19 protein-coding genes and 1 tRNA gene are annotated in these 21,063 nt (G+C 66.1%); 8 read left to right on the top strand and 12 right to left on the bottom strand.

All coding sequences use genetic code 11. From position 1 onward, the window contains the following. The first annotated feature begins 3 nt into the window (after positions 1-3). Both M8J71_RS13580 and M8J71_RS13575 read left to right on the top strand, forming a co-directional pair. Complete coding sequence (locus tag M8J71_RS13580; RefSeq protein ID WP_256248391.1) at positions 4-1,251, top strand: MFS transporter; 1,248 nt, start codon at positions 4-6, stop codon at positions 1,249-1,251. A gap of 53 nt (positions 1,252-1,304) precedes the next feature. Then, positions 1,305-1,808, top strand: coding sequence for an Lrp/AsnC family transcriptional regulator (locus tag M8J71_RS13575; protein WP_163162079.1), 504 nt, complete (start codon positions 1,305-1,307; stop codon positions 1,806-1,808). A 15-nt stretch (positions 1,809-1,823) separates the two neighbouring features. Here M8J71_RS13575 and M8J71_RS13570 read toward each other — a convergent pair whose 3' ends face one another. Beyond that, positions 1,824-3,065, bottom strand: coding sequence for an MFS transporter (locus tag M8J71_RS13570; RefSeq protein WP_256248389.1), 1,242 nt, complete (start codon positions 3,063-3,065; stop codon positions 1,824-1,826). Positions 3,066-3,233: 168 nt separating this feature from the next. On the opposite strand from M8J71_RS13570, the gene M8J71_RS13565 reads away from it, so the two are divergent. The 3 genes from M8J71_RS13565 to corA are packed head-to-tail and all read left to right on the top strand — an operon-like array spanning position 3,234 to position 5,233. Next, positions 3,234-3,767, top strand: a complete 534-nt coding sequence (locus M8J71_RS13565) for an Lrp/AsnC family transcriptional regulator (RefSeq protein ID WP_256248388.1) — start codon at positions 3,234-3,236, stop codon at positions 3,765-3,767. 10 nt (positions 3,768-3,777) lie between these two features. After that, positions 3,778-4,203 carry a DUF1761 domain-containing protein gene (locus M8J71_RS13560; protein ID WP_256248387.1) on the top strand — a complete coding sequence of 142 codons (426 nt, stop codon included), beginning with the start codon at positions 3,778-3,780 and terminating at the stop codon, positions 4,201-4,203. A 34-nt stretch (positions 4,204-4,237) separates the two neighbouring features. Next, complete coding sequence (gene corA / locus M8J71_RS13555) at positions 4,238-5,233, top strand: magnesium/cobalt transporter CorA (RefSeq protein ID WP_256248386.1); 996 nt, start codon at positions 4,238-4,240, stop codon at positions 5,231-5,233. A gap of 50 nt (positions 5,234-5,283) precedes the next feature. Here the strand turns inward: corA and M8J71_RS13550 are convergent. The 4 genes from M8J71_RS13550 to galU form a co-directional block, all read right to left on the bottom strand. Further along, a tRNA-Ala gene (locus tag M8J71_RS13550) sits at positions 5,284-5,356 on the bottom strand. Between the two features lie 119 nt (positions 5,357-5,475). Then, positions 5,476-6,396 carry a hypothetical protein gene (locus M8J71_RS13545; protein ID WP_256248385.1) on the bottom strand — a complete coding sequence of 307 codons (921 nt, stop codon included), beginning with the start codon at positions 6,394-6,396 and terminating at the stop codon, positions 5,476-5,478. 81 nt (positions 6,397-6,477) lie between these two features. Then, a complete protein-coding gene (locus M8J71_RS13540; protein ID WP_256248384.1) occupies positions 6,478-7,098 on the bottom strand; it encodes a GNAT family N-acetyltransferase in 621 nt (206 codons plus the stop codon). Positions 7,099-7,102: 4 nt separating this feature from the next. Continuing rightward, the gene (gene galU, locus M8J71_RS13535; RefSeq protein WP_256248383.1) at positions 7,103-8,008 is read right to left on the bottom strand and encodes a UTP--glucose-1-phosphate uridylyltransferase GalU; all 906 of its coding nucleotides are present in this window, start codon (positions 8,006-8,008) and stop codon (positions 7,103-7,105) included. Between the two features lie 91 nt (positions 8,009-8,099). Here galU and M8J71_RS13530 point away from each other — a divergent pair, with 91 nt between their 5' ends. The 3 genes from M8J71_RS13530 to cpaB all read left to right on the top strand — a co-directional run bounded on the left by M8J71_RS13530 (position 8,100) and on the right by cpaB (position 9,944). After that, positions 8,100-8,735, top strand: a complete 636-nt coding sequence (locus tag M8J71_RS13530) for a 5-formyltetrahydrofolate cyclo-ligase (protein WP_256248382.1) — start codon at positions 8,100-8,102, stop codon at positions 8,733-8,735. Positions 8,736-8,852: 117 nt separating this feature from the next. After that, a complete protein-coding gene (locus M8J71_RS13525; protein WP_256248380.1) occupies positions 8,853-9,128 on the top strand; it encodes an FmdB family zinc ribbon protein in 276 nt (91 codons plus the stop codon). A gap of 90 nt (positions 9,129-9,218) precedes the next feature. Continuing rightward, a complete protein-coding gene (gene cpaB, locus M8J71_RS13520) occupies positions 9,219-9,944 on the top strand; it encodes a Flp pilus assembly protein CpaB (RefSeq protein WP_256248379.1) in 726 nt (241 codons plus the stop codon). Between the two features lie 58 nt (positions 9,945-10,002). On the opposite strand, the gene M8J71_RS13515 is transcribed toward cpaB, so the two are convergent. From M8J71_RS13515 to M8J71_RS13485, 7 genes are all read right to left on the bottom strand, one after another. After that, positions 10,003-14,133 (bottom strand): AAA family ATPase, encoded by a 4,131-nt coding sequence (locus tag M8J71_RS13515; protein WP_256248378.1) that lies wholly within the window; start codon positions 14,131-14,133, stop codon positions 10,003-10,005. 131 nt (positions 14,134-14,264) lie between these two features. Next, complete coding sequence (guaA, locus tag M8J71_RS13510) at positions 14,265-15,854, bottom strand: glutamine-hydrolyzing GMP synthase (protein ID WP_256248377.1); 1,590 nt, start codon at positions 15,852-15,854, stop codon at positions 14,265-14,267. An 87-nt stretch (positions 15,855-15,941) separates the two neighbouring features. After that, entirely contained in the window at positions 15,942-16,484 is a 543-nt protein-coding gene (locus M8J71_RS13505; protein WP_256248376.1) for a DUF3817 domain-containing protein, read from the bottom strand. Then, positions 16,481-17,332, bottom strand: coding sequence for an SURF1 family protein (locus M8J71_RS13500; RefSeq protein ID WP_256248375.1), 852 nt, complete (start codon positions 17,330-17,332; stop codon positions 16,481-16,483). The genes M8J71_RS13505 and M8J71_RS13500 overlap by 4 nt, the downstream gene beginning before the upstream one ends. 104 nt (positions 17,333-17,436) lie before the next feature. Then, the gene (locus M8J71_RS13495) at positions 17,437-17,925 is read right to left on the bottom strand and encodes a PTS sugar transporter subunit IIA (RefSeq protein ID WP_163162053.1); all 489 of its coding nucleotides are present in this window, start codon (positions 17,923-17,925) and stop codon (positions 17,437-17,439) included. A 41-nt stretch (positions 17,926-17,966) separates the two neighbouring features. Further along, a complete protein-coding gene (locus M8J71_RS13490) occupies positions 17,967-19,706 on the bottom strand; it encodes a glycerol-3-phosphate dehydrogenase/oxidase (protein WP_256248374.1) in 1,740 nt (579 codons plus the stop codon). A gap of 131 nt (positions 19,707-19,837) precedes the next feature. After that, complete coding sequence (locus M8J71_RS13485) at positions 19,838-20,974, bottom strand: GuaB3 family IMP dehydrogenase-related protein (RefSeq protein WP_256248373.1); 1,137 nt, start codon at positions 20,972-20,974, stop codon at positions 19,838-19,840. Between the last annotated feature and the right edge of the window lie 89 nt (positions 20,975-21,063).

Genomic DNA, 21,063 nt, shown 5'->3' with positions numbered 1-21,063 from the left:
CACATGCCACACAGCCAGCAGCACCCCGGGCACCAAACGTCCCTGCCGGGCTGGGAAGGGCACGCGAAAGGCTCCACCGCGTACGGGCGGATCATTGCCGGCCTGGCCTTTGCCGGGGTAGCGACTTTTGCCCAGCTGTATTCCACCCAGGCCGTCCTGCCGATCCTTGCCTCGGACCTGCAGGTCACCGCCGCAGAGGCCGCGCTGACCATCTCGCTGGCTACGGTAGGACTGGCCGTCACGGTGATCCCGTGGTCCTTCCTTGCGGACAGGATAGGCAGGGTCAAGGCCATGATGTGGGGAATCTCCGTGGCAACAGTGCTGGGCCTGCTGGTGCCCCTGTCCACCAGCTTCGCCATGCTGCTGGGCCTGCGGCTCCTCGAAGGGATGGCGCTTGGGGGGATCCCGGCCATTGCCATCGCCTACCTCAACGAGGAGGTTACCAAGGCCCATGCCGCAGTGGCAGCGGGAAGTTACGTCGCGGGCACCACGCTTGGCGGCCTGGCCGGCCGTCTGGTAGCCGGACCTGCCGGGGAGTTGTGGGGGTGGCGTGCCGCAGCCCTGGCCGTCTCCGTGCTGGCGACACTGGCCGCCGTCGCCTTCCTGCTCCTGGTGCCGCGTGCCCGGGGATTTATCGCCGCCAAGGCTCCCGGGCTCCGCGGAGCTGCCCGTACCCTTGGCTGCCACCTGCGCAACGTCCGGCTGCTCGCCCTCTACCTCCAGGCTTTCCTGATGATGGGCGGCTTCGTGGCCGTCTTCAACTACCTCGGGTTCCGGCTCTCCGGCGAGCCCTTCGGCCTGCCCACCACCGTGATCAGCTTGATTTTCCTTGCCTACCTTTCGGGGACCTTCTCCTCCCGCTGGGCAGCAGGGCTGACGATGCGTTTCGGGCGCCGCAACGTGCTGCTCGCCGGGCTGGCCCTCTCGACGGCGGGCCTCGCCCTCACGCTGACTCCGTCACTTGTGCTGATCCTCGCGGGGCTGGTCATTTTCACGGGCGGATTCTTTGCCGCCCACAGTATCGGCGCAGGCTGGACGGGTGCGATTGCCAGCACCGGACGTGCCCAGGCCGCCTCGCTCTACAACCTCGCCTACTATCTGGGCTCAAGCCTCATCGGCTGGGCCGGCGGCCTGCTCTTCCAGTCCTATGGCTGGAACGCCCTGGCCGCCGCCGTCATGATCCTCGCCTGCCTCACTGCGGTGACTGTCGCCGTCGTCCATCCGAAGGCAGCGGGCACCGCCGCCGCCTGAACGCGTGCCCGCGGGCGTCTAGGATAAACGCAGGAACTTTGTGAGGAGCCGCCGTGAGCACGAATGCCAGGAACGTCAGGCCGGGAGTGCATCTGGAGCCCCTTGATGCCATCGACGAACGGCTTCTTGCCGCTTTGGTGGAGGACGCAAGGATCTCGAACAAGCAGCTTGCCGAACTGGTGGGCATCGCCCCCTCCACAGCCCTGATGCGGACCCGTGCGTTAACAGAGCGGGGAATCGTGCAGGGCTTCGAGGCGAAGCTCAACCTGTCATCCATCGGCAGGTCGGTGCAGGCCCTGGTCGCTGTGCGGCTAAGGGCGCACGACCGGGATCAGATCGACCGTTTTACGGCACGCGTCCCCCGTCTCCCGGCAGTGCTGTCCACGTTCCATACCTCGGGCTCCGTGGATTACCTGCTGCACATTGCCGTGGCCACCACCGAGGACCTGCGGGACTGGGTGCTGGACAACCTGGCCACCGATCCAGTAGTGGGCCACACGGAAACCACGTTGGTGTTCGAGCACATCCAGGGCAACCACGGGCCACTCCCGGAGTAACCGGACCTGCGGCCGCTAGCCCCGTGTGCGAACAGCCTGACGGAGTGTGACGGCAGCCAAAATGAGCGCTGCGGAGCCGCACAGCACCACGAATCCGGCCACCGAAGGCGCCAGGCCGAACACGCCGGCGGCCCAGCCGAGCCCCAGCACCGGGACAGCGCTGCCCAGGTAGGTGATGACGTACACCGTGCTGATGGTCTGGGCCTGGCGGATTGGCTCCACCCGGGCAGCGACATCATTAAAAACGGTGCGGAAGGCGAGGCCCTGCCCCACACCGGCGGCAACGCTTGCCACAACCAGCAGCACCGGGCTGTTCCACATTCCTGCCCCGCCCAGCAGGAGTACCGAGATGCCCAGGACCGCCAGCCCGCCCGGGACAACGAAGCGGCCCCGAAGGGTCACCAACTGGGTCAGCGCCGATGCCGCGAGGGTCAGGCCGGCCAGCACGCCGATCAGGGGGCGGCTGTCCACGGCCAGGATCCGGGCGAAGTAGCCGGGGGCCAACGAGAGGCAGAAACCGAACACTGCGAAGCTCAGGAAGCCGACGGCGGCTGCGAGCCAGAATGCGCCCCTTGCCGCCCGCGTCACGGAAGGACGGCGGGGTGCGAGCAGGTGCAGCGGCTTGGGTCCTGCGGGCGGCTGGATGGCGGGGCGTGCCCGCAGGAGGTACAGCGGGACCAGCAGCGCGGCGAGGACTGCAGCATGGACGTAGTACGGTGCCGACGTAGCCTCGGGAAGCAGGGACAGCAGCCCGCCGATCACCGGGCCGGCGGCCACTCCCCCCGCCGAAGCCAGCAGCGTGAAGCGGGAGGCCCACTCGGGGCGTGAGGGCAGCAGTTCACGCAGGGCAGCGGCACTGGCCCCCGTCGCAAGGGCGACCGCAACTCCCTGGAGCGCCCGCCCTGAGCACAGCGCACCCAGCGTGTGTGCCTCGGCAAAAAGCCAGCCGCCTGCCAGGCCGGCAACAACGGCGAGGATGAGGGCAGCCCTTCGCCCGATGTGGTCCGACCAGTGCCCGGCCAGCATCAGCGTGGCCACAAGCGCGAGCACGTAGCTCGTGAACGCGGCGGTTACATCCAGCGGAGACAGTCCGAGTTCCGCCTGCAGGAGGGGGTACAGGGGCGTGGCAAGGTTGGCACCGACCAACAGCGTGAAAATGACGGCGCCCGCCAGCACCAGCCTGGCAGTAGTGGACGCGTCCCACCCGGCCGTTGTGGCTGGAGCCGGACGCATGCGGAGTTCGCTGAAGACCGTCATTATTACGCCTCTGCTGCTGCCGCGGCAGGTGGTCCTTGTGGGAGCCCGGCGCGGATGGACATGTGATAGCTCCAGAATGCAGCACTTCTGCTCTTTCGGGCGGAAAGTGGTGCCACAATTGAGCATCATCATCAATATTCTGATGCTGACGTGACGGAGAGTGATCATTTGAACAAACTGGACTCCGCCGACCTGAAGATCCTCCTGGAGCTCATCCGGGACCCCAGGATCCAGATCGGTGAGCTCAGCGATTCGCTAGGGGTTGCCCGCAATACGGCACAGTCGCGGGTCCGGCGCCTGCTCCGGGCCGGGGTTTTGCGGTCCGGGGGCCGCGAGGTGGACCTGGAGGCCGTGGGCTACGACGTTGTGGCGTTCGTGACCATTGAGGTGTCACACCGTGAACTGGACGGGGTGGTAGGGGGACTTAGGGTGATTCCGCAGGTCCTGGAGGTCCACGAGATCTCCGGACGCGGTGACGTCTGGTGCCGGGTGGTGGCCACCGACACCCACAACCTCCAGGCAGCCCTGCGGCAGGTCCTAAGGATCAAAGGGGTTATCCGGACCGAAACCGTCCTGGCGCTGCACACTCACATCCCTTACCGGACGGAGCCGCTGATCAGTGGCCTGGCCAAAGCTGCCGGGGCCGGACAACACGGCCCGGCGAAACCCTCCCGGGCGGCCGGGGTGGAGACGGACAGCTAGGATTTTCAGAATGGATTGGCTCTCGTACGTTTCACAGATCAACTGGCTGGCCGTGCTGCTTGCCTTCATAGCCACCATGGCCATCGGCTTTGTCTGGTACATGCCTGCCGTCCTGGGCAACCGGTGGATGGCCGCGATCGGAAAAACCGAGGACGATCTCAAGAACATAAATGGCGGTGCCGGAATCTGGGTGCCCATGATGGTGGCGGCGGCCTTGACGGCCATCCTGCTGGCAGTCCTGATCAGCAAGCTCGGACTGGACACTGCCCTGGCGGGCGGCTGGTTCGCTTTGGTTCTGGCGCTGGTCTTCCGTGCCGGGGGCCATGTCATCCACAACGGCTTCGCGGGCCGGCCTGCCGCCGTCACCCTTATCGATTCCGGCCACGACCTGCTGGCCATGACGATGTCGGGTGCCATCATCGGGGCGATGTCCTGATGCCCCGGACCCCCTCGGCGAAGGACAGCCGGCCATGACCATCATTGACAATGCGGTTTATGTGGACGGCGTACGGCACGCGGAACCCGAAAACCTGGAACAGACTTTTGAGACCCTTGCGCACTACGGCGGCATGGCCTGGATCGGCCTCTACCGGCCCACCGCCGAGGAGATGGCAGCGGTGGCCGCCGAGTTCGGACTGCACGCGCTGGCGGTGGAAGACGCGATCTCCGCGCACCAGCGACCCAAACTGGAGCGCTACGAGGACAACCTTTTCACCGTCCTGCGCCCTGCCAGGTACCTGGATGCCACGGAAACGGTGGAGTTCGGCGAGCTCCACATATTTACGGGCAAAAACTTCGTAGTCACTGTCCGGCATGCCGAGACTGCCGGAGTGGCACGGGTGCGGCAGCGCCTGGAAAGCCGGCCGGACCTGTTGCGGCACGGACCCGAGGCAGTCCTTTACGCCCTGCTGGACCGGGTGGTGGATGACTACGGGCCCGTGGTCGCCGGGCTGGAAAACGACATCGACGAAATTGAAGACCAGCTGTTCAGCGGCGACACCACCGTGTCACGCCGCATCTATGAACTCGCCCGCGAGGTCATCCAGTTCCAGCGGGCCATCCACCCCCTGCCCGACATGATGCACCAGCTGAAGCGGGGGTTTGAAAAGTACGATGTGGAAACCGACCTCCGGCACAGCCTGCGCGACGTGGAGGACCACGTGAAGCGGGTGATCTCACGGGCGGATTCGTTCCGCGACCTGTTGCAGAACGCCCTGACCCTGGACGGCACCCTCACCGCGAACCGGCAAAACGAGGCAAGCGCGCAACAGAACGAACAGGTAAAAAAGATCTCCTCGTGGGCCGCCATCTTCTTTGCGCCGTCGTTCGTGGCCGGCGTGTACGGCATGAACTTTGACCACATGCCCGAGCTCCACTGGCAGTTGGGCTATCCCATGGCCATCGGGCTGATGGCGGCTACGGCGGCACTGATGTACGTCATCTTCAAGAAGAAGGGCTGGCTGTAGGGCGGCCGTCACGCGGCGAGGGCCCCAGTACTCCGACAGGCAGAGATGTGTGGAGCTAAGGGGATTCGAACCCCTGACCTCTTCGATGCGAACGAAGCGCTCTACCAACTGAGCTATAACCCCGGAACCAGCCGCTTGGTCAACAGAAGCGGCACCGGTGAACCTAGGCTACAAACTTTCCCGGCCCAATGCCAACCGGCGCCCGGAAGCCGCCCCGGGAAACCTTCCCCGGGACCAAATGGTCAGGCGCGGCGGCGCTGCAGGACGTCGTCGAGATTGCTGAGGGCGCTCTGGGCCTTGGTGAGCTGCTGCGCTTCCGGAGCGGGCACGGCGGGGACGGCGGCGGCACCCTGCTTGAGGGAAGGCTTGCCGGTGGCCTTGGGTGCCTCCGGCAGCTCCAGCGGCTCGGGTGCCGGACGCTCGGCCTTGGCCGCCTCAACGTAAACAGGCTTGGGCACCTCCACGGGCTCCCAGGTGCTTGCGGGCGCCGGCAGTGCTGCGCTGGTATCACCGGCAGCCACGGCAACGGCAAGGGCGGCTTCGCGAAGTTCCACGGCTGTCAGGGGTTTGACCTTGGGCTTGCCTGCCTCCGCGTCAAAGAGCGGGCTTTCCGGACGCACCGGCGCGGATTCCGGCTTTGGCGGAACGTGCCCGGCTGCGGGCCGGGGGGCAGGTGCGGTCATCGCGGAGCGGAAAGCAGCGTTGACTTTGGACCTGCGGTCCCGGACGGCCAGCCAGCGGAGAAGGACCACGGACGCTCCTGTCAGGGCTACGCAGGCCAGGGGGAGAACCGGAGATCCCAGCCCAAACGCCAGCAGGACCGCAGAAACGATCGCGGTCAGCAGGGAAACCAGTCCCACGAGGGCGAGTGCCGTGCGGCCGTATCGGATCCGGAACTGGCCCGCGGGGGCAGCGCTGGCCGCTGTGGCCGCAGTGGATCCGGTGCTCTTCCTGGTGTCCATGGCTTTCTCCTGCTGGGCGGCGACCTTCAAAACCAGCCCTGCTCGCGGGTCCGGTGTTTCATCGGCGGGGGCGTCTACCAGGAAGTCGCCGGCGGGTTGGAACTGGTGCCGGCGGTTCCGGAGGACGTAGGGGGCAACCCATACAATCCAGAGCACAACGGCAACCACAAGGATCACTGAGCTGCTAAGGGGGAAGTCCACACTCAAAACCGTATGAGCATCATGTCGGCTCCAGCCGCATTAGCCCCGGTGTGTCGTGGCGCGGCTGGCAAATCAATGGATTTATGACGGCCTGGAGGCAAGCCAGCGGTGCAGCAGCCCCTCGGGAACTTCCTCTGAGGTCAAGGCAAACGAGCGGTGGTCCGCCCACTCGCCGTTAATGTGCAGGTACCGCGAACGGTATCCCTCGTCCCTGAAACCCAGTTTCTCCACCACCCGCAGGCTGGGCCCGTTCTCGGGCCGGATGTTGATTTCCATCCTGTGCAGCCCCAAAGTCCGGAAGCAGTGGTCCGTTACGAGGGCCACAGCGGTGGGTGCTATCCCCCGCCCGGCGCGCGCCTGGTCCACCCAGTACCCAAGGGTTGCCATCATGGCCGAACCCCACACAATCGATGAAACAGTCAACTGGCCAACAATCGCAGGGTTCCTGCTGGCAGAACCGCGCTCGGTGATCACAAACGGAAGGGCCGTGGCCTGGGCGGCCTGCGAGTTCAGCGAGCGGACCATTTGCCGGTAGTCAGGCAGGCCGCCGGCGGGGTCCGGGTTGGAAGCCTCCCACGGTGCCAGCCATTGGCTGTTGCGGGCGCGCACTTCCGTCCACTCTTTTTTATCCCGGTACCTGATGGGCCTCAGGACCAGGTCGCCGCACTCGAGGGTCACGGGCCAGATGGGGCCGGGGCGCACAGTGCTACTTGGACAAGCTGGCGGTGAAGCCCGGCAGCCACTCCCGCAGGCCGGGGCCCAGGTCTTCGCTGTCGATGGCGAGCTGGACGCAGGCCTTGAGGTAGCTCAACTTGTCTCCGGTGTCGTAGCGGCGGCCGCGGAAGACGACGCCGTACACGCCGTGCCCCTCGCCCTCTCCGGACGCAAGCTCCTGCAGGGCATCGGTGAGCTGGATTTCGCCGCCCCGCCCGGGACCTGTGTGCTCCAGCACGTCAAAGACGGCGGGATGCAGGACATAGCGGCCAATAACGGCGAGGTTGGAAGGGGCTTCGTCCGCGGCCGGCTTCTCCACCAGACGGTTGACCCGAACGTAGTCCTCGCCGTCAATCTCCGCAATGTCGGCACAACCGTAAGCGCTGATCTCTGACGGCTCCACCTCGATGAGTGCAATCACGGACCCTCCCGTTTTCGCCTGCACCTCAATCATGGTGCTGAGAAGTTCGTCTCGGGCATCGATGAGGTCATCGCCCAGGAGGACGGCGAAGGCCTCGTTGCCCACGTGCTGTTTTGCGCGGAGGACGGCGTGGCCCAGACCGTTGGCGTCGCCCTGGCGGACGTAGTGGATGTCACCGAGATTGCTGGCAGCCTGGATGGACGCCAGTTTCGTCGTATCCCCTTTGTCTTCAAGGGTGGATTCCAGTGCCGGCACGCGGTCAAAATGGTCTTCCAGGGCCCGCTTGTTCCGCCCGGTGATCATCAGCAGGTCGTTGAGGCCCACGTTTACGGCTTCCTCAACCACATACTGGATGGCAGGCTTGTCCACGACCGGAAGCATTTCCTTGGGCATGGCCTTGGTGGCGGGCAGGAACCTGGTGCCGAGTCCGGCAGCGGGTATAACGGCTTTGCGAACTCTGGGGTTACTGGTAGTCACCCGACTAATCTAACGTCAGCGTCAAGCATTCAGTAATCATTAGGCAGCTGCAGGTCCCTGTGACTGCAGGGCACTACGCCGCAATGCAACGATGGAGGAAGACACAGTGCTTGAGGACGCAAAGGCAACCAAGACCAGGATCCGCACTGCCCACCGACGGCGGCGTGCCGCCCTAAGCCCGCAGCAACTGGAGGCGGCAGGGGCTGCCATCGCCCGCCACGGCGCAGGCTGGGCTGCATCCCTCGCCGGCGGTTCCCCTGCCACATTCTGCGTCTACTTCGGCGTGGGCGTCGAACCGCCCACCCTTCCGCTGATCAGCGCACTCCATGCCGGCGGCCATCAGGTCCTGCTGCCCGTCTGCGAGCCCGGGCGGGAGCTCGCATGGGTGTTCTGGAACCCGGACGCCGGCTTCGAGCAGAGCCGGTACGCCCCGATCCTGGAACCCAAGGGCGACAGGCACGGGCCGGACGTGGCCGGAACGGCAGCCGCTCTCTTTATCCCGGCCACCGCCGTCGACCTTTCAGGCAACCGCGTTGGGCAAGGCGGAGGGTACTACGACAAGTTTTTGGGCCATCTTGCCACCGCAGGGAAGAACATCCCACTGGCTGCCGTTATCTATGACGAAGAACTGCTCCCCGCCGGCGAGATCCCCGAGGAGGAGTTCGACCGCCCCGTCCCCGCCATCCTGGCGCCGTCCGGGTTCCTGCCGCTCGACGGCCACCACTGAGTCCCACAGCCCAACGCTGCGGGGATGATAGAATTAGCACTCAGGCCCTGCGACTGCTAACCGGACATCCGTCCAGGCAGCACGGGACCTCTCGTTTGCCCAAGAGGAGGAGCACCAGTGCCAACGTACGCGTACGCCTGCAAGGATTGCGGCCATGCCTTCGACATCGTCCAGTCGTTCTCGGACAGTACTTTGACCTCGTGCCCCGAGTGCCAGGGGACGCTGCGCAAGAAGTTCAACAGCGTCGGTGTCGTCTTCAAGGGATCCGGCTTCTACCGCACCGATTCCCGGGACTCCAAGGGAAGCACCGTTTCGCCGGCCCCGGCGGCTGCAACGTCCGCTCCCGCGGCGGCACCTGCCGCGTCCGCTCCGGCGGCTGCTGCAGCCAGCTAAGCAGGGCTATCCGACGCCGGCGCCCCGGCTTTGTCCACATAGCGAACCGCGCTCCTGTTGCGGGTATTCCCGCCGCCATAGCGTAGGCGCATGCCTGCAAATCTTCTCCGCCCCGGCCGCGCTGCCTCCCGATATCCGCGCACCCCCCGCCGTTCCGGCCGCGCCGGTCGCCGGCCCGCAGCGGTCCGCTTTGGCGGGTGGCTGAGCCGGAACCGCCGGCTAGCTGTGGCGTTGCTGCTTTGCGCGGCGGCTGCAATCACCGTCCATCAGCTCACTCCCGCGCCGGTCCACACCGTCACAGCCCTGGCTGCCGCGAGGGATTTGCCTGCCGGCTCGGCCTTGGCGGCCTCAGACCTTGCCCACGTACAGGTACCGCCGGACATGATGGCCGCGGGGTTTTTGGACGAAGAAAGCGAATTGGCTGGCAAGCAGCTCGCGGCTCCCCTGCGCAAGGGCCAGCTCCTGACGGACGCCCAACTGCTCGGTCCCGGGCTCCTTGCCGGCACGCCTCCGGGCTCGGCCGCCGTGCCCCTTCGGATGGCCGATCCGTCATCCATCCAGCTCGTCTCGCCCGGGCAGCTGGTCAACGTGGTGCTGACGGCGGCGAACGGCTTCGACCAGCAGGCACCGTCCGAGGTCCTGGCGGCATCCGTGCCCGTGCTCTGGACGTCCGGCAAGGGCGGCCAGAGCGGGCAGTGGCTGGGCACCGCCGAGACGGACGGGCTTATCGTGGTGGCGGCAAGCGCAGAGCAGGCTGCCCGGCTGGCCGGGGCCTCCACCCAGGGCAAACTGTTCTTCGTCCTTGTTGGACCCTGAGCTGGTTGGACCCTGAGCCGGGGCAAACCTGCCAGCCCCGTCACCCAGGCCCGGCCGCTCAGCCCCAGTGCGGCGGCTTTTGTTCCTTCAGCCAGGCGTCGTGGTCGTCGTCAGCATCGCCCCAGCGCCGCGGGTCGTCTTCGGCGGCTTTGGTGGGCAGAATCCCTTCCGTCACGCCTTGGCCCTTGGCGTCCCCTTGGCCCTGGTCCCCTTGGCCCTGTTCGTCTTCGGGGGCCGGGCCGGCAGGGGCGGACTGCCCGGCCACCTGGCCGTTGGTGTTTTGTTCAGGGGCCACGGAGACCGCCTCCTTGCTGTCCAATTTTTTCTCCTGCGGCCGGCGGCGTGCGTGCTCTCCGGCGTCGATTCCATTGAGCGCCTGGTCCACGTCGTCGTCAAGGAACCCCGTTGAGGTTGACGTCCGGTCCCGCAGCACCGCCCGTTCAAGGCCCAGGTATGCGGCAATCCGGTCTGCGCAGGCTGATGGGTCAGTGAACACCTCTATGGTCCACAAGGGCATGTACCGCCATCCCAGGCGCTCCAGCAACTGCGGACGCAGCCGGCTCCGTTCACGCACGCTCATGGTGCGGTACTGCTCGGTACCGTCCGACTCGATGGCCACCGGCCAGGGCAGGTCGGTCTCGTCCTGGCCCATGGTGCTCAGCGGATCTGCGGCTGCTACGACGTCGATGGCACCGTCGTACTGGTGCCAAACCCGCGCGCCGCGTGCCCGGAGCCTGTCCCCCAGGTCAGCGACCAGAGGATCGGCACCAAGTGCCTGTTCGCTGGCGGCGGCCCGGGAAGCGGGAGTTCCCAGATCAGTATTCCCCGAAATTTCTCGGTCCAGCAATGAGTAAAGGTCCACTGCGCCGTGCGTCAGCCGGGTGTGGTCCAGGTCCTCCGGGCGGAAGCAGGTCAGCACGTGTATTGACCGGCGTGCGCGGGTCATGGCCAAGGCGAATTTTTCCCGGCCCCCTTCAGCGGAGAGCGGACCGAAGTTGTGCAGGGCGCGTCCGTGCGGGGTGCGGCCGAAGCCGGGCGAGAAAATGACGTGGTCGCGCACCAGGCCCTGTGCCCGTTCCAGGTCAACTACCCGGAAGGACTCCGGTCCGGCACCAAAGAATCCGGCCAGGCCCGGGTGGTTGGGCAGCTGAAGCCGGATGGATTCCCCGATCCGGGCAGCATGGCGGAGGCTGGCCGTGACGACTGCCAGTGATGTGCGGGGACGGGTACGCGCGTGTTCGAAAACCAGCTGCACCACCCGGTTGACCTCGGCCACGACGGACTCCACGCCTTCGTGGTCCGCGCTTGGCAGCCCGGTGCCGTCCGGCAGGTACTCCACCAGCAGGGACCGGTCCAGGCCGGTAGCCGACTGGCCCTCCGGAAGGCGGCGCAGGGCGCCGTCGTAAAAGTTCTTGCTGAGCTGGAGGACCAGGTCCTCGTCCACCGCCCGGTAGACGAAGTTGAGCCGCCACACGGGGAGCACGGCAGACAGCGCTTTGAAAGCACTCTCCACCCGGTGGTGTGCCGTCTCGCCTGCGGCCAGCCGCTCTACGCCCACGGTAAAGGTTCGGGGGCTGGCAATCATGGCGTCGCCGAAGGCGATGACCTGGCGGGCACGGGCGATAGATGGCAGCACCGCCTGGAGCGACGTCGCTTCGGCGTCCAGGATGACCACCGCGTCGAAGTGTTGCTCCGCGGGCAGCAGGCCGGTCATCAGGTACGGGCTGACGGACCAGACCGGAACGAGGGTGCCGATCAGGTCCGGAGCCTGTGCAGTCAGCGCTGGCAGGGACACCCTGCCGTCCTTCAGGAGGCTGCGCAGGAGGTCGGCCTGGCGGGGGTGGGCAGCGATGCCGGCCCGCCACCGTTCCGCCAGGTCCCAGCGAAGGCGGGCAGCGCCGCTGGCGATGTGCGCATTGTCAGCCAGCCGGTACTCGGCCTCCAGCTGCCGCAGGGCGTCGCCGTCGGACATGGCGAGGTAATCGTCCCCGCTGATCATGGCTTCCAGCGCCGACTGCCACCAGGCGAGTTCGAGTTCCGCTGCGACCGAGCCTGCCGGAACCTCCCGCTCCGCGAGGTCTGCCAGGAGCTCCCCCAGCCCGTGCTCGCGCATGTTCTCCACCAGGAGGGTGCGCTCGGGCAGCGTTTTGAGGGTGTCGGTGTCCGCCACAAGCCGCTCGAGCCGTTCCATCAGCTCTTCATAGCGGACCGTGGTCAGCGAGCCGCCGGCCTCCGTGTGCCGGAGCGCCTCGCCCAGCTGGGCCAGTTCGCGTTCCAGTGCCCGGTACATCATGCTGATTTCGGCAAGTCCGGACGGCACCGCCGGGTGGCGCTGTGTGGTGGCATAGCCCGCCCACAGTGCACGCTGTTCCTGGACAAGGACCAGGGAGCTGTGGAGGTCGGCGATGTGGACGCCGGGCCGGACGTATTCCTTGGCGACCCTGCGCAGGCGTGACCGCTGCATGGAGGTCATCTCGATGCCCCGCTCACGGCGCCAGGCCGACGGCGCCGTGGCCGAAATGAGGTCGGTGACCGGGCGGTCGAAGATGTCGGGGGTGAAATTGTCCAGGCTCCCCCGTACGGCCACCAGGAGCTCGAGTTGTTCGCCCCATTCGGCGAAGGAAGCGCCCAGCCGGATCTCGGCGTGCTCCGCCACGGCGTTCATGCGTTCCCGCAGGGCCGGCAGGCTCTTCTCAACGGAGCGGACCAGGTCCTGGGCTTCCTCGGTCTCCTTGCGTGTGAGGAGGCGCGCACCGTGCCAGGGACTGGTGGTGGAGGCCTTGCTGAAGCTTCCCAGCTCTGCGGCGCGCCGGAGCCTGCCGGCAAGCTCATCGCGGTCCCGGATGCTGTCCAGGACACTGCGTTTCAGCCGCACGGTGGTGGCGGGTGCCGGGTGGATCGACGTCAGCTCAGCGAGCGACTGCATTGCCTGGTAGGGCGAGCAGCCCCAGCGCTGGCGGACGTTATGCAGCGACGCCACATGGTCCATCAAGGCGTGGCGGTGCTCAGTCAGGGTGTTGTGCAGGTTCCCCAGCTGGGGTTCCAGGGATTTTTCATTCCGGACAATTGCCCGGACCAGCTGGCCCTTCAGCTGCTGCGGAGTAACGTTCCCGGACAGCTGGAACAGGATGGACTCAAGGCCAAGGCTCTCCAGTTGCGCGGACACTTCATTGAGGCTGGCGCGGCGGTCGCCTACTACCAGGACCGTTTTTCCGGCGTCCACCAGGGCGCCGATGGTGTTGATGGCCGTTTGGGTCTGGCCGGTGCCCGGTGGGCTGCTGACCACAAGGGAATCACCGGCGCGGGCGGCATCGATCACGTACTGCTGGTCGATGTCCGCGTCCAGCAGGAGCATCTCCTCGCTGGGGTGCCTGCTGTCCAGCGGCGGGAAACGGGACGGGTCCGGCTCATCAACATCCACCACTTCTCCGCCTGCTGCGGTGGCCAGTGCGGACACCAGCGGGTTGGAGTCATTGATCCACGGATCGTCCAGGTTCCCGGAAAGGTCCGCGAAGGTGGAAACCAGCAGGTTGTGCTGTGCCTCGGCACCGTGGATGGGCCGGATGAGGGCAGCCAGTTTGTCCAGGACCGGCTGGGGATCGAAGCGGGCCGTGCTGTAGGCGAGCCGGGTGACGGCATTGACGTCAAAGACGATTCCGTGAATGTTCTTCAGGTGCCGCACCAGGGCCGGGTTGATGTGGGCCTGCTCGGTCAACTGCAGTTCGTAGTCGTCCTCCCCCGGACGGACGGTGAGCGAAATCGCCGTGAGCATGACGGGAGCCGAGATGCGCTGGGGCTTGCCGCCCACCGCAGAAGTCCACACCACCGTGCCAGCCGAGAAATAGCCCGCATCGATGCCGCGGTCGTTGGCGAGCTCGAAAATCTTGGACCGGATGTTGCGCGAAGCCCTGGCCGCGACGACGTACTGCTGGCGGTCCCGGATCAGCGTGGAAAGCCGGGTCTTGCGCCCGGCCATGAGCTGGGCGAGGCCGGACGGGTGCGCGTGCGTCAGGTCGATGGAGCCCTCGGGGGTCTTGGTGAAGCGCAGCATCGTATCCGCCCCGGTGACGGGCTTGAGCCCGGACAACCATTTACGGAGCTCCTCGGAGCCTTCCGGGTGGCCTTGACCAACTGACACTACTGCCTTCTTTTCTGCGCTTGCGCGTGACGCCCTGGACCATACCGGCATAGATTCGAGCGTAGCCGCTTCGATGCCCGGACTGAGAGACCGCAACACTGGAGCAGGCTAAATTGCGGAGTTTTCGGTAATGGAAACAGCAGTGGCCGGCCTCCTTCACCGGAGGCCGGCCACTCATGATGCTATTCCCACTCGATGGTTCCCGGCGGCTTGCTGGTGACATCGAGCACCACGCGGTTGACGCCCTCCACCTCGTTGGTGATGCGGTTGGAGATCCTGGCGAGGAGCTCATACGGCAGGCGCGACCAGTCCGCCGTCATGGCGTCCTCCGAGGAGACGGGACGGAGCACGATGGGGTGGCCGTAGGTGCGGCCGTCGCCCATGACACCCACGCTGCGGACGTCGGCGAGCAGGACCACCGGCATCTGCCAGACTTCGTTGTCCAGCCCGGCGGCGGTGAGCTCGGCCCGGGCAATTGCGTCGGCTTTGCGCAGCAGGTCCAGGCGGTCCTTGGTGACTTCACCGACGATGCGGATTCCGAGGCCCGGTCCCGGGAAGGGCTGGCGGCCCACGATCTCCTGCGGCAGTCCAAGCTGGGCACCGACGGCACGGACCTCGTCTTTGAAGAGGGCGCGCAGCGGCTCCACGAGCTCGAACTGCAGGTCCTCGGGCAGGCCGCCCACGTTGTGGTGGCTCTTGATGTTCGCGGCACCTTCGCCGCCGCCCGATTCGACGACGTCCGGGTACAGCGTGCCCTGGACCAGGAACTTGATCTTCTCGCCGTGGGCGGCTGCCTCGGCGATGATGGCAAGTTCTGCCTCTTCGAAGGCGCGAATAAATTCGCGGCCGATGATCTTGCGCTTGGTTTCCGGATCGCTGACACCGGCGAGGGCCGAGAGGAAGCGTTCCTGCTCGTTGGCCACGTAGAGCTTCACGCCGGTGGCGGCCACGAAGTCGCGTTCCACTTGTTCCGCTTCGCCTTCGCGCAGCAGGCCGTGGTCCACGAAGACACAGGTGAGCTGGTCGCCCACGGCACGCTGGACGAGGGCAGCGGCGACGGCGGAGTCCACGCCGCCGGACAGGCCGCAGATGACGCGGGCATCGCCGATCTGCTTGCGGATGCGCTCCACCTGCTCCTCGAGGATGTTGCCCGTGGTCCAGTTGGGTTCCAGCTTGGCGCCCTTGAAGAGGAAGTTCTCCAGGACCTGCTGGCCGTAGGCGGAGTGCTTGACCTCGGGGTGCCACTGGACACCGAACAGGCCCTTCTCCTCGTTGGCGAAGGCAGCTACTTCAGCACCCGCCGTCGTCGCCAGGACTTCAAAGCCGTCCGGAGCCTCGTGGACGGAGTCTCCGTGGCTCATCCACGTGTTTTGGTGCTGGGGCATGCCCGCCAGGACCGAGCGGCCCTCGCCGAGCAGGGTGGTTTCCGTGGAGCCGTACTCCCGCAGCCCGGTCTTGTCCACCTTGCCGCCCAGGGCGTTGGCCATCGCCTGGAAGCCGTAGCAAATGCCGAAAACGGGAACACCGGCCTCAAAAAGGTCGGCACCGACGCTGGGGGCACCGTCAGCGTAAACGCTGGAAGGGCCACCGGAAAGAATGATGGCGGCGGGGTTCTTGGCCAGGAGCTGCTCGGTTGTGTAGGTATGCGGAACCACTTCCGAATACACATTCGCTTCCCGGACGCGGCGGGCAATCAGCTGCGCGTACTGGGCACCGTAGTCAACAACCAGCACCGGCTTCTGGGAAGTCTGGGATGCAGTGGGAGTAGTCACCGTACTAGCCTACTGGGCGCCGTTGCACCGGCGCACCTTGAGAAGCTGTGCTGTGACGGAGCGAACTCCCCACTTTCCAGCGGCTGCTTAGTACCTCTGCGGTGCCTGGGGGTTGGCCGCGAGCTCGGCTTCCACCTCGGCGTGGAACTTCTTCTCCACAATGAAGGACAGGAACGGAACCACTCCGCCCAGTGCCAGCAGGATCAGCTTCAGGAACGGCCAGCGCATGAGTGCCCAGAGCCGGAAGTTTGAAATGAGGTACACCACATACATCCAGCCGTGGACAATGAGTACGGCGACGGAGAGGTTGACGCCACCCAGGACGCCCTGCGGTTCCGCATCCGCGAAACCAAAGCCGAACGCCTGGCCGCTGACGGCGTTGGTGCCGCCGGCAAAGAGGTACTTTCCAAATCCGTACCGGGCGATCAGTTCGGCACACAGCAGCAGCAGCATGGCGCCCGTGAGGTAGGCCAGGACCTTGTAGAACTTCAGGGCGGAGCGGATCTGCGCTTCAGTACCGCCAAAACGGCGCTTCTTGCCGGATCCCTTGCCGGCAGTTTTGCTGCCTGTGTTGGTGCCTGCGTTGGTGCCTGCGGCAGGGGCGGGGGTGGCCGGTTTTGGATCAATCATGGCTCTACCTTTTGCTGGTTCTGTTCAGGGTGGGTTTCTTCAGGGACGGTGGCATCGTCCTCGTCGTCATCAAGGTCTTCCTCAAGATCCCGGTGGTAGTCGTCCTTGACCAGCCGCCACCAGATGAAGAGGGCAAAGCCGGCGAAGACAACCCACTCAAGGGAGTAGAAGAGGTTGAGCCAGTTGATCTGCTGGGCCGGCGGCTGCGGGCCGATCTGCAGGGGAAGGAGGTCTCCCGGTACTGCTGCAGGGCTGACGTCCGCCCCATCCGCGATTTCGGCAGTGGCGGCGACGAAGCCCGGATAACTGCTGATTTCCCAGTAGTTGATCAGCTCTGCCACCGAGACTGCTGTGGCCTCGCCGGGGGCGGCTGCCGTTCCTGCCACGGGCGGCTCGGACGGGAGCAGCCGGCCGGTGAGTTCAACAATGCCCGACGGCGGGGCCGGCGCGTCCGCGGGGTCCGCCACCCATCCCCTCGCGACGGGGATCCAGGTTTGGGGTGAGGCGGCAACGCCGCTGAGGGTGGGCGCGCCTTTGACGGCGAAGGCGGAGACTACCCAGTAGCCGGTTTTGCCGCCGTGCAGGCGGCCCGGGACCAGGACCTGCTTGGCCGGGTCATAGGTTCCCTGCGCGCTGACCATCTGGTCGGCGTCGGAACCGTGGAAGAAGTCGCCGGGCTGAAGCGTTTGGATCAGCGGCTGCACCTGCTCGGTGGCGGGGTTGGCCGGCACTTCCGGCTGGGTGGAGCGCCCGAACTGCCATTGGCTCAGCAGCACGAAGACCCCGGAAATGGCGATCGCGAAGATGAAACCTGCAATCCATCGAGGTTTAAAGGCTGTTTTCCACACGTCTTAACCGTACTTCGTCCCGCTGTAGAACAACTAAACGCCCGGTGCCGGGGGGTCCTGTCCAGCGGCAGGAGCCGGCGGGAATGGGCGCAACGGCCCAGGCGTCAGTGGTCGAAAAACACCAGGCTGGAATTGATGAGCTCCGCGATCACTTCGGCGTCGTAAGCACGGCGCAGCGATTCGCGGAAAGACTCCTTGGAAAGTGAGCGGGCCAGGGTGGCCAGGACTTCGAGGTGGTCGGAGAAGGAACTCGCGGGAGTGGCGATCAGCAGGATCACCGTGGCGGGCCCGTCCGTGGCGCCGAAGTCCAGCGCGTGGCCGTACTTGGCAATCCCGACGGCGATCGACGTGCGGGACACAAACTCGCTGCGGGCGTGGGGCAACCCGATACCGCCGGGGAGTCCGGTGGCCAGCTGGTGTTCGCGGGCATTGACATGCTTGAGGAACCCGGGCAGATCCGATACCCGTCCAGCAGCGAAGAGGCGTTCCGCGAGCTGGGTGGCGGCGTCCGCCTTGTCCGATGCCTCCAATTCCAGGATCACCATTTCCGGGGTGGTGAGTTCGGCATCGTACCGGTCAAGTGGTTCCGCCAAGGCGTATCCCTTCAGTCAGCAGTGCTGGTGCCGTGAATCCCTCAGCGCAAGGGCACGATGTCTTCCACACCCAGGCGGGCGGCGTCTGCGGATTCGTCGTCCGGCTGTTGCTGGCTGAGGCGTTCCGCCTCCACCCGTGCAATGTAGTGCCTGACCTCATTTTCACGTTGGGCGTCGCTCCAGCCAAGGACGTCACCCATCAGTTTAGCGACTACCGGCACGGCGGACACACCTCGGTCCCAGGCCTCGATGGAAATCCTGGTCCGCCGGGTCAGGACGTCGTTGACATGGCGGGCGCCTTCGTGGCTTGCCGCGTACACCGCCTCTGCCTGCAGGTAGTCATCGGCGCCGGGAATGGGTTCGGCAAGGGCAGGGTTCTCTGCGATGATGGCCAGCACCTCGGGCGTCAGGGACCCGTAACGGTTGAGGAGGTGCTCAATCCGGGCCACGTGGACGCCTGATTCCTCCGCCGTGCGGTTCCGGCGGTTCCAGGCGGCCTTGTAGCCGCTCGCCCCCAGCAGCGGGATGGTTTCCGTGCAGCTGGGAGGTACCCGCTCGTCCATGGTCCGGGTTGCCTCATCCACTGCGTCCTTGGCCATGACCCGGTAGGTGGTCCACTTTCCGCCGGCCACCACCACCAGGCCGGGCACGGGGTGTGCCACCACGTGCTCCCGCGACAGCTTGGCGGTGGAGTCGTTTTCGCCGGCCAGCAGCGGACGCAGGCCGGCGTACACACCTTCCACGTCTTCGCGGGTGAGCGGGCGCTTCAGGACCTTGTTGACGTGTTCCAGGATGTAGTCGATGTCCTTGCTGGACGCGGCGGGGTGGGCTTTGTCCAGGTGCCAGTCAGTGTCCGTGGTGCCGATGATCCAGTGCCGCCCCCAGGGAATGACAAACAGGACCGACTTTTCGGTGCGCAGGATCAGGCCCACGGTGGACTGGAAACGGTCCCGCGGAACCACCAGGTGGATTCCCTTGGAGGCCCGGACCTTCAGCTGGCCGCGCTCGGTGACCATGGCCTGGGTTTCATCGGTCCAGACTCCGGTGGCATTGATGACCTGTTTGGCCTTGATGTTGAACTGCGTCCCGTCCTCATGGTTGACCACTTTGGCCCCCACTACGCGTTCACCTTCACGCAGGAAGTCCACCACAGCCATCTGGTTCACCGCATGGGCGCCGTAGTGGGCAGCGGTCCGGATGAGGTTGGCGCAGTATTTCGCGTCGTCCACCTGGCCGTCGTAGTACCGGATGGAGCCGACAAAAGCATCGTCCTTCAGGCTTGGCGCCGCCCGCAGCGTACCGCGCCTGCTGAGATGTTTGTGGAACGGCACTCCCCTGCTGTGGCCGCTGGAGACGGACATGGCGTCGTAGAGCGCAATGCCGGCCCCCACGTAGGGGCGCTCGAGGAACGGCCTGGTCAGCGGATACAGGAACGGCACCGGCCGGGCCAGGTGCGGCGCGAGTTCGGAGAGCAGCAGCCCGCGCTCCTGCAACGCCTCCTTGACCAGGCCAAAGTCGAGCATTTCCAGGTAGCGCAGGCCGCCGTGGATGAGCTTTGAAGACCTGGAGGACGTCCCGGCAGCCCAGTCGTTGGCCTCGACAATCCCTACGTCCAATCCGCGGGTAACTGCGTCAAGGGCTGCACCGGTGCCCACGATGCCGCCGCCGACAATCAGGATGTCCAGTTCCTGTCCTGGCTCAGCGGTTGCACGCAGCCGCTGAATGGCTGCTTCCCTGGCTGCGGGGCCCAGGGCCCCGCCGTTAGCAGGAACACTCTTCATCGAACGCCTCCAGTGCCACTAGTCCCGGTCGTGAGACCACACTACTTCGTTGCGGCACGCTTGGGCAGGGCGGCAGGGCGGCAGGGCGGCAGGGCGGCAGGGCGCCAGGGAGCGATTAGCGCAGCCGCGCGTCAGTTCCCTGAGTAGGGGGAAACCACGACGTCGACCCGCTGGAATTCCTTCAGGTCCGAATAGCCGGTGGTCGCCATGGAGCGGCGGAGCGCGCCGATGAGGTTCGAGGTTCCGTTGGTGTGGTGGCCCGGTCCGAAAAGGACTTCTTCGAGCGGACCGACAGTACCGACGTTTGCGCGGTCACCGCGGGGCAGTTCGAGGTGGTGGGCTTCCTGGCCCCAGTGCCAGCCCTTGCCGGGCGCCTCTTCGGCCCGGGCGAGCGCGCTGCCCAGCATCACGGCGTCGGCGCCCATGGCAATCGCCTTGACGATATCGCCGGAGGTGCCCATGCCGCCGTCGGCAATCACGTGGACGTAGCGGCCGCCGGACTCGTCCATGTAGTCGCGGCGGGCGGCGGCGACGTCCGAAATTGCCGATGCCATCGGCGAGTGGATGCCCAGGGCACGGCGGGTGGTGGTGGTAGCGCCGCCGCCGAAGCCCACCAGCACACCGGCAGCACCGGTGCGCATCAGGTGCAGCGCCGGCGTGTAGCCTGCCGCGCCGCCGACGATCACGGGGACGTCCAGTTCGTAGATGAACTGCTTGAGGTTCAGCGGCTCGTGGTCCTTGGACACGTGCTCGGCGGACACCGTGGTTCCACGGATGACAAAGATGTCGACGCCGGCGGCCACCACGGTCTTGTAGTGCTCCTGCGTGCGCTGCGGCGTGAGGGATCCGGCCACCGTCACGCCGGCGGCGCGCATCTCCGCGAGGCGGGAGGTGATCAGCTCGGGCTGGATGGGGGCCTTGTACAGCTCCTGCATCCGCCCCGTCACGGCGGGGCTGTTGGTCTCGTCCTGCAGCGCACCGATCTCGTCAAGGATGGGCTGCGGGTCCTCGTACCGGGTCCAGAGGCCCTCGAGGTCCAGCACGCCCAGGCCACCGAGCCGGCCCAGCGCGATGGCGGTCTGCGGAGACATGGCGGAGTCCATCGGCGCTGCGATGACGGGCATGTTGAACTGGTAGGCATCGATCTGCCAGGAGACGGAGACGTCCTTGGGGTCGCGGGTACGACGGTTGGGGACAATCGCAATGTCATCCAGGGAGTAGGCACGACGCCCACGCTTGCCACGGCCGATCTCGATCTCGTAAGTCACTGCTCTAGGTTATCCCAGCAGCAGTGCTGTCCTTGTCTGGCATGGGCAGCGGTGCCCATGGCAGCGGGCTGAAGAAGTCCGTAACCTAG

Source organism: Pseudarthrobacter sp. R1 (genome assembly GCF_024494415.1).
GTDB lineage: Bacteria > Actinomycetota > Actinomycetes > Actinomycetales > Micrococcaceae > Arthrobacter.
This window is presented reverse-complemented; position numbering and strand designations above follow the sequence as displayed.

Bases quoted from the DNA above. Each gene is read 5' to 3' on its own strand.
- M8J71_RS13580 (WP_256248391.1), top strand. From the start codon at position 4: ATGCCACACAGCCAGCAGCACCCCGGGCACCAAACGTCCCTGCCGGGC.
- M8J71_RS13570 (WP_256248389.1), bottom strand. From the start codon at position 3,065: ATGACGGTCTTCAGCGAACTCCGCATGCGTCCGGCTCCAGCCACAACG.
- M8J71_RS13560 (WP_256248387.1), top strand. From the start codon at position 3,778: ATGGATTGGCTCTCGTACGTTTCACAGATCAACTGGCTGGCCGTGCTG.
- corA (WP_256248386.1), top strand. From the start codon at position 4,238: ATGACCATCATTGACAATGCGGTTTATGTGGACGGCGTACGGCACGCG.
- M8J71_RS13530 (WP_256248382.1), top strand. From the start codon at position 8,100: ATGGAGGAAGACACAGTGCTTGAGGACGCAAAGGCAACCAAGACCAGG.
- cpaB (WP_256248379.1), top strand. From the start codon at position 9,219: ATGCCTGCAAATCTTCTCCGCCCCGGCCGCGCTGCCTCCCGATATCCG.
- M8J71_RS13515 (WP_256248378.1), bottom strand. From the start codon at position 14,133: ATGCCGGTATGGTCCAGGGCGTCACGCGCAAGCGCAGAAAAGAAGGCA.
- M8J71_RS13505 (WP_256248376.1), bottom strand. From the start codon at position 16,484: ATGATTGATCCAAAACCGGCCACCCCCGCCCCTGCCGCAGGCACCAAC.
- M8J71_RS13490 (WP_256248374.1), bottom strand. From the start codon at position 19,706: ATGAAGAGTGTTCCTGCTAACGGCGGGGCCCTGGGCCCCGCAGCCAGG.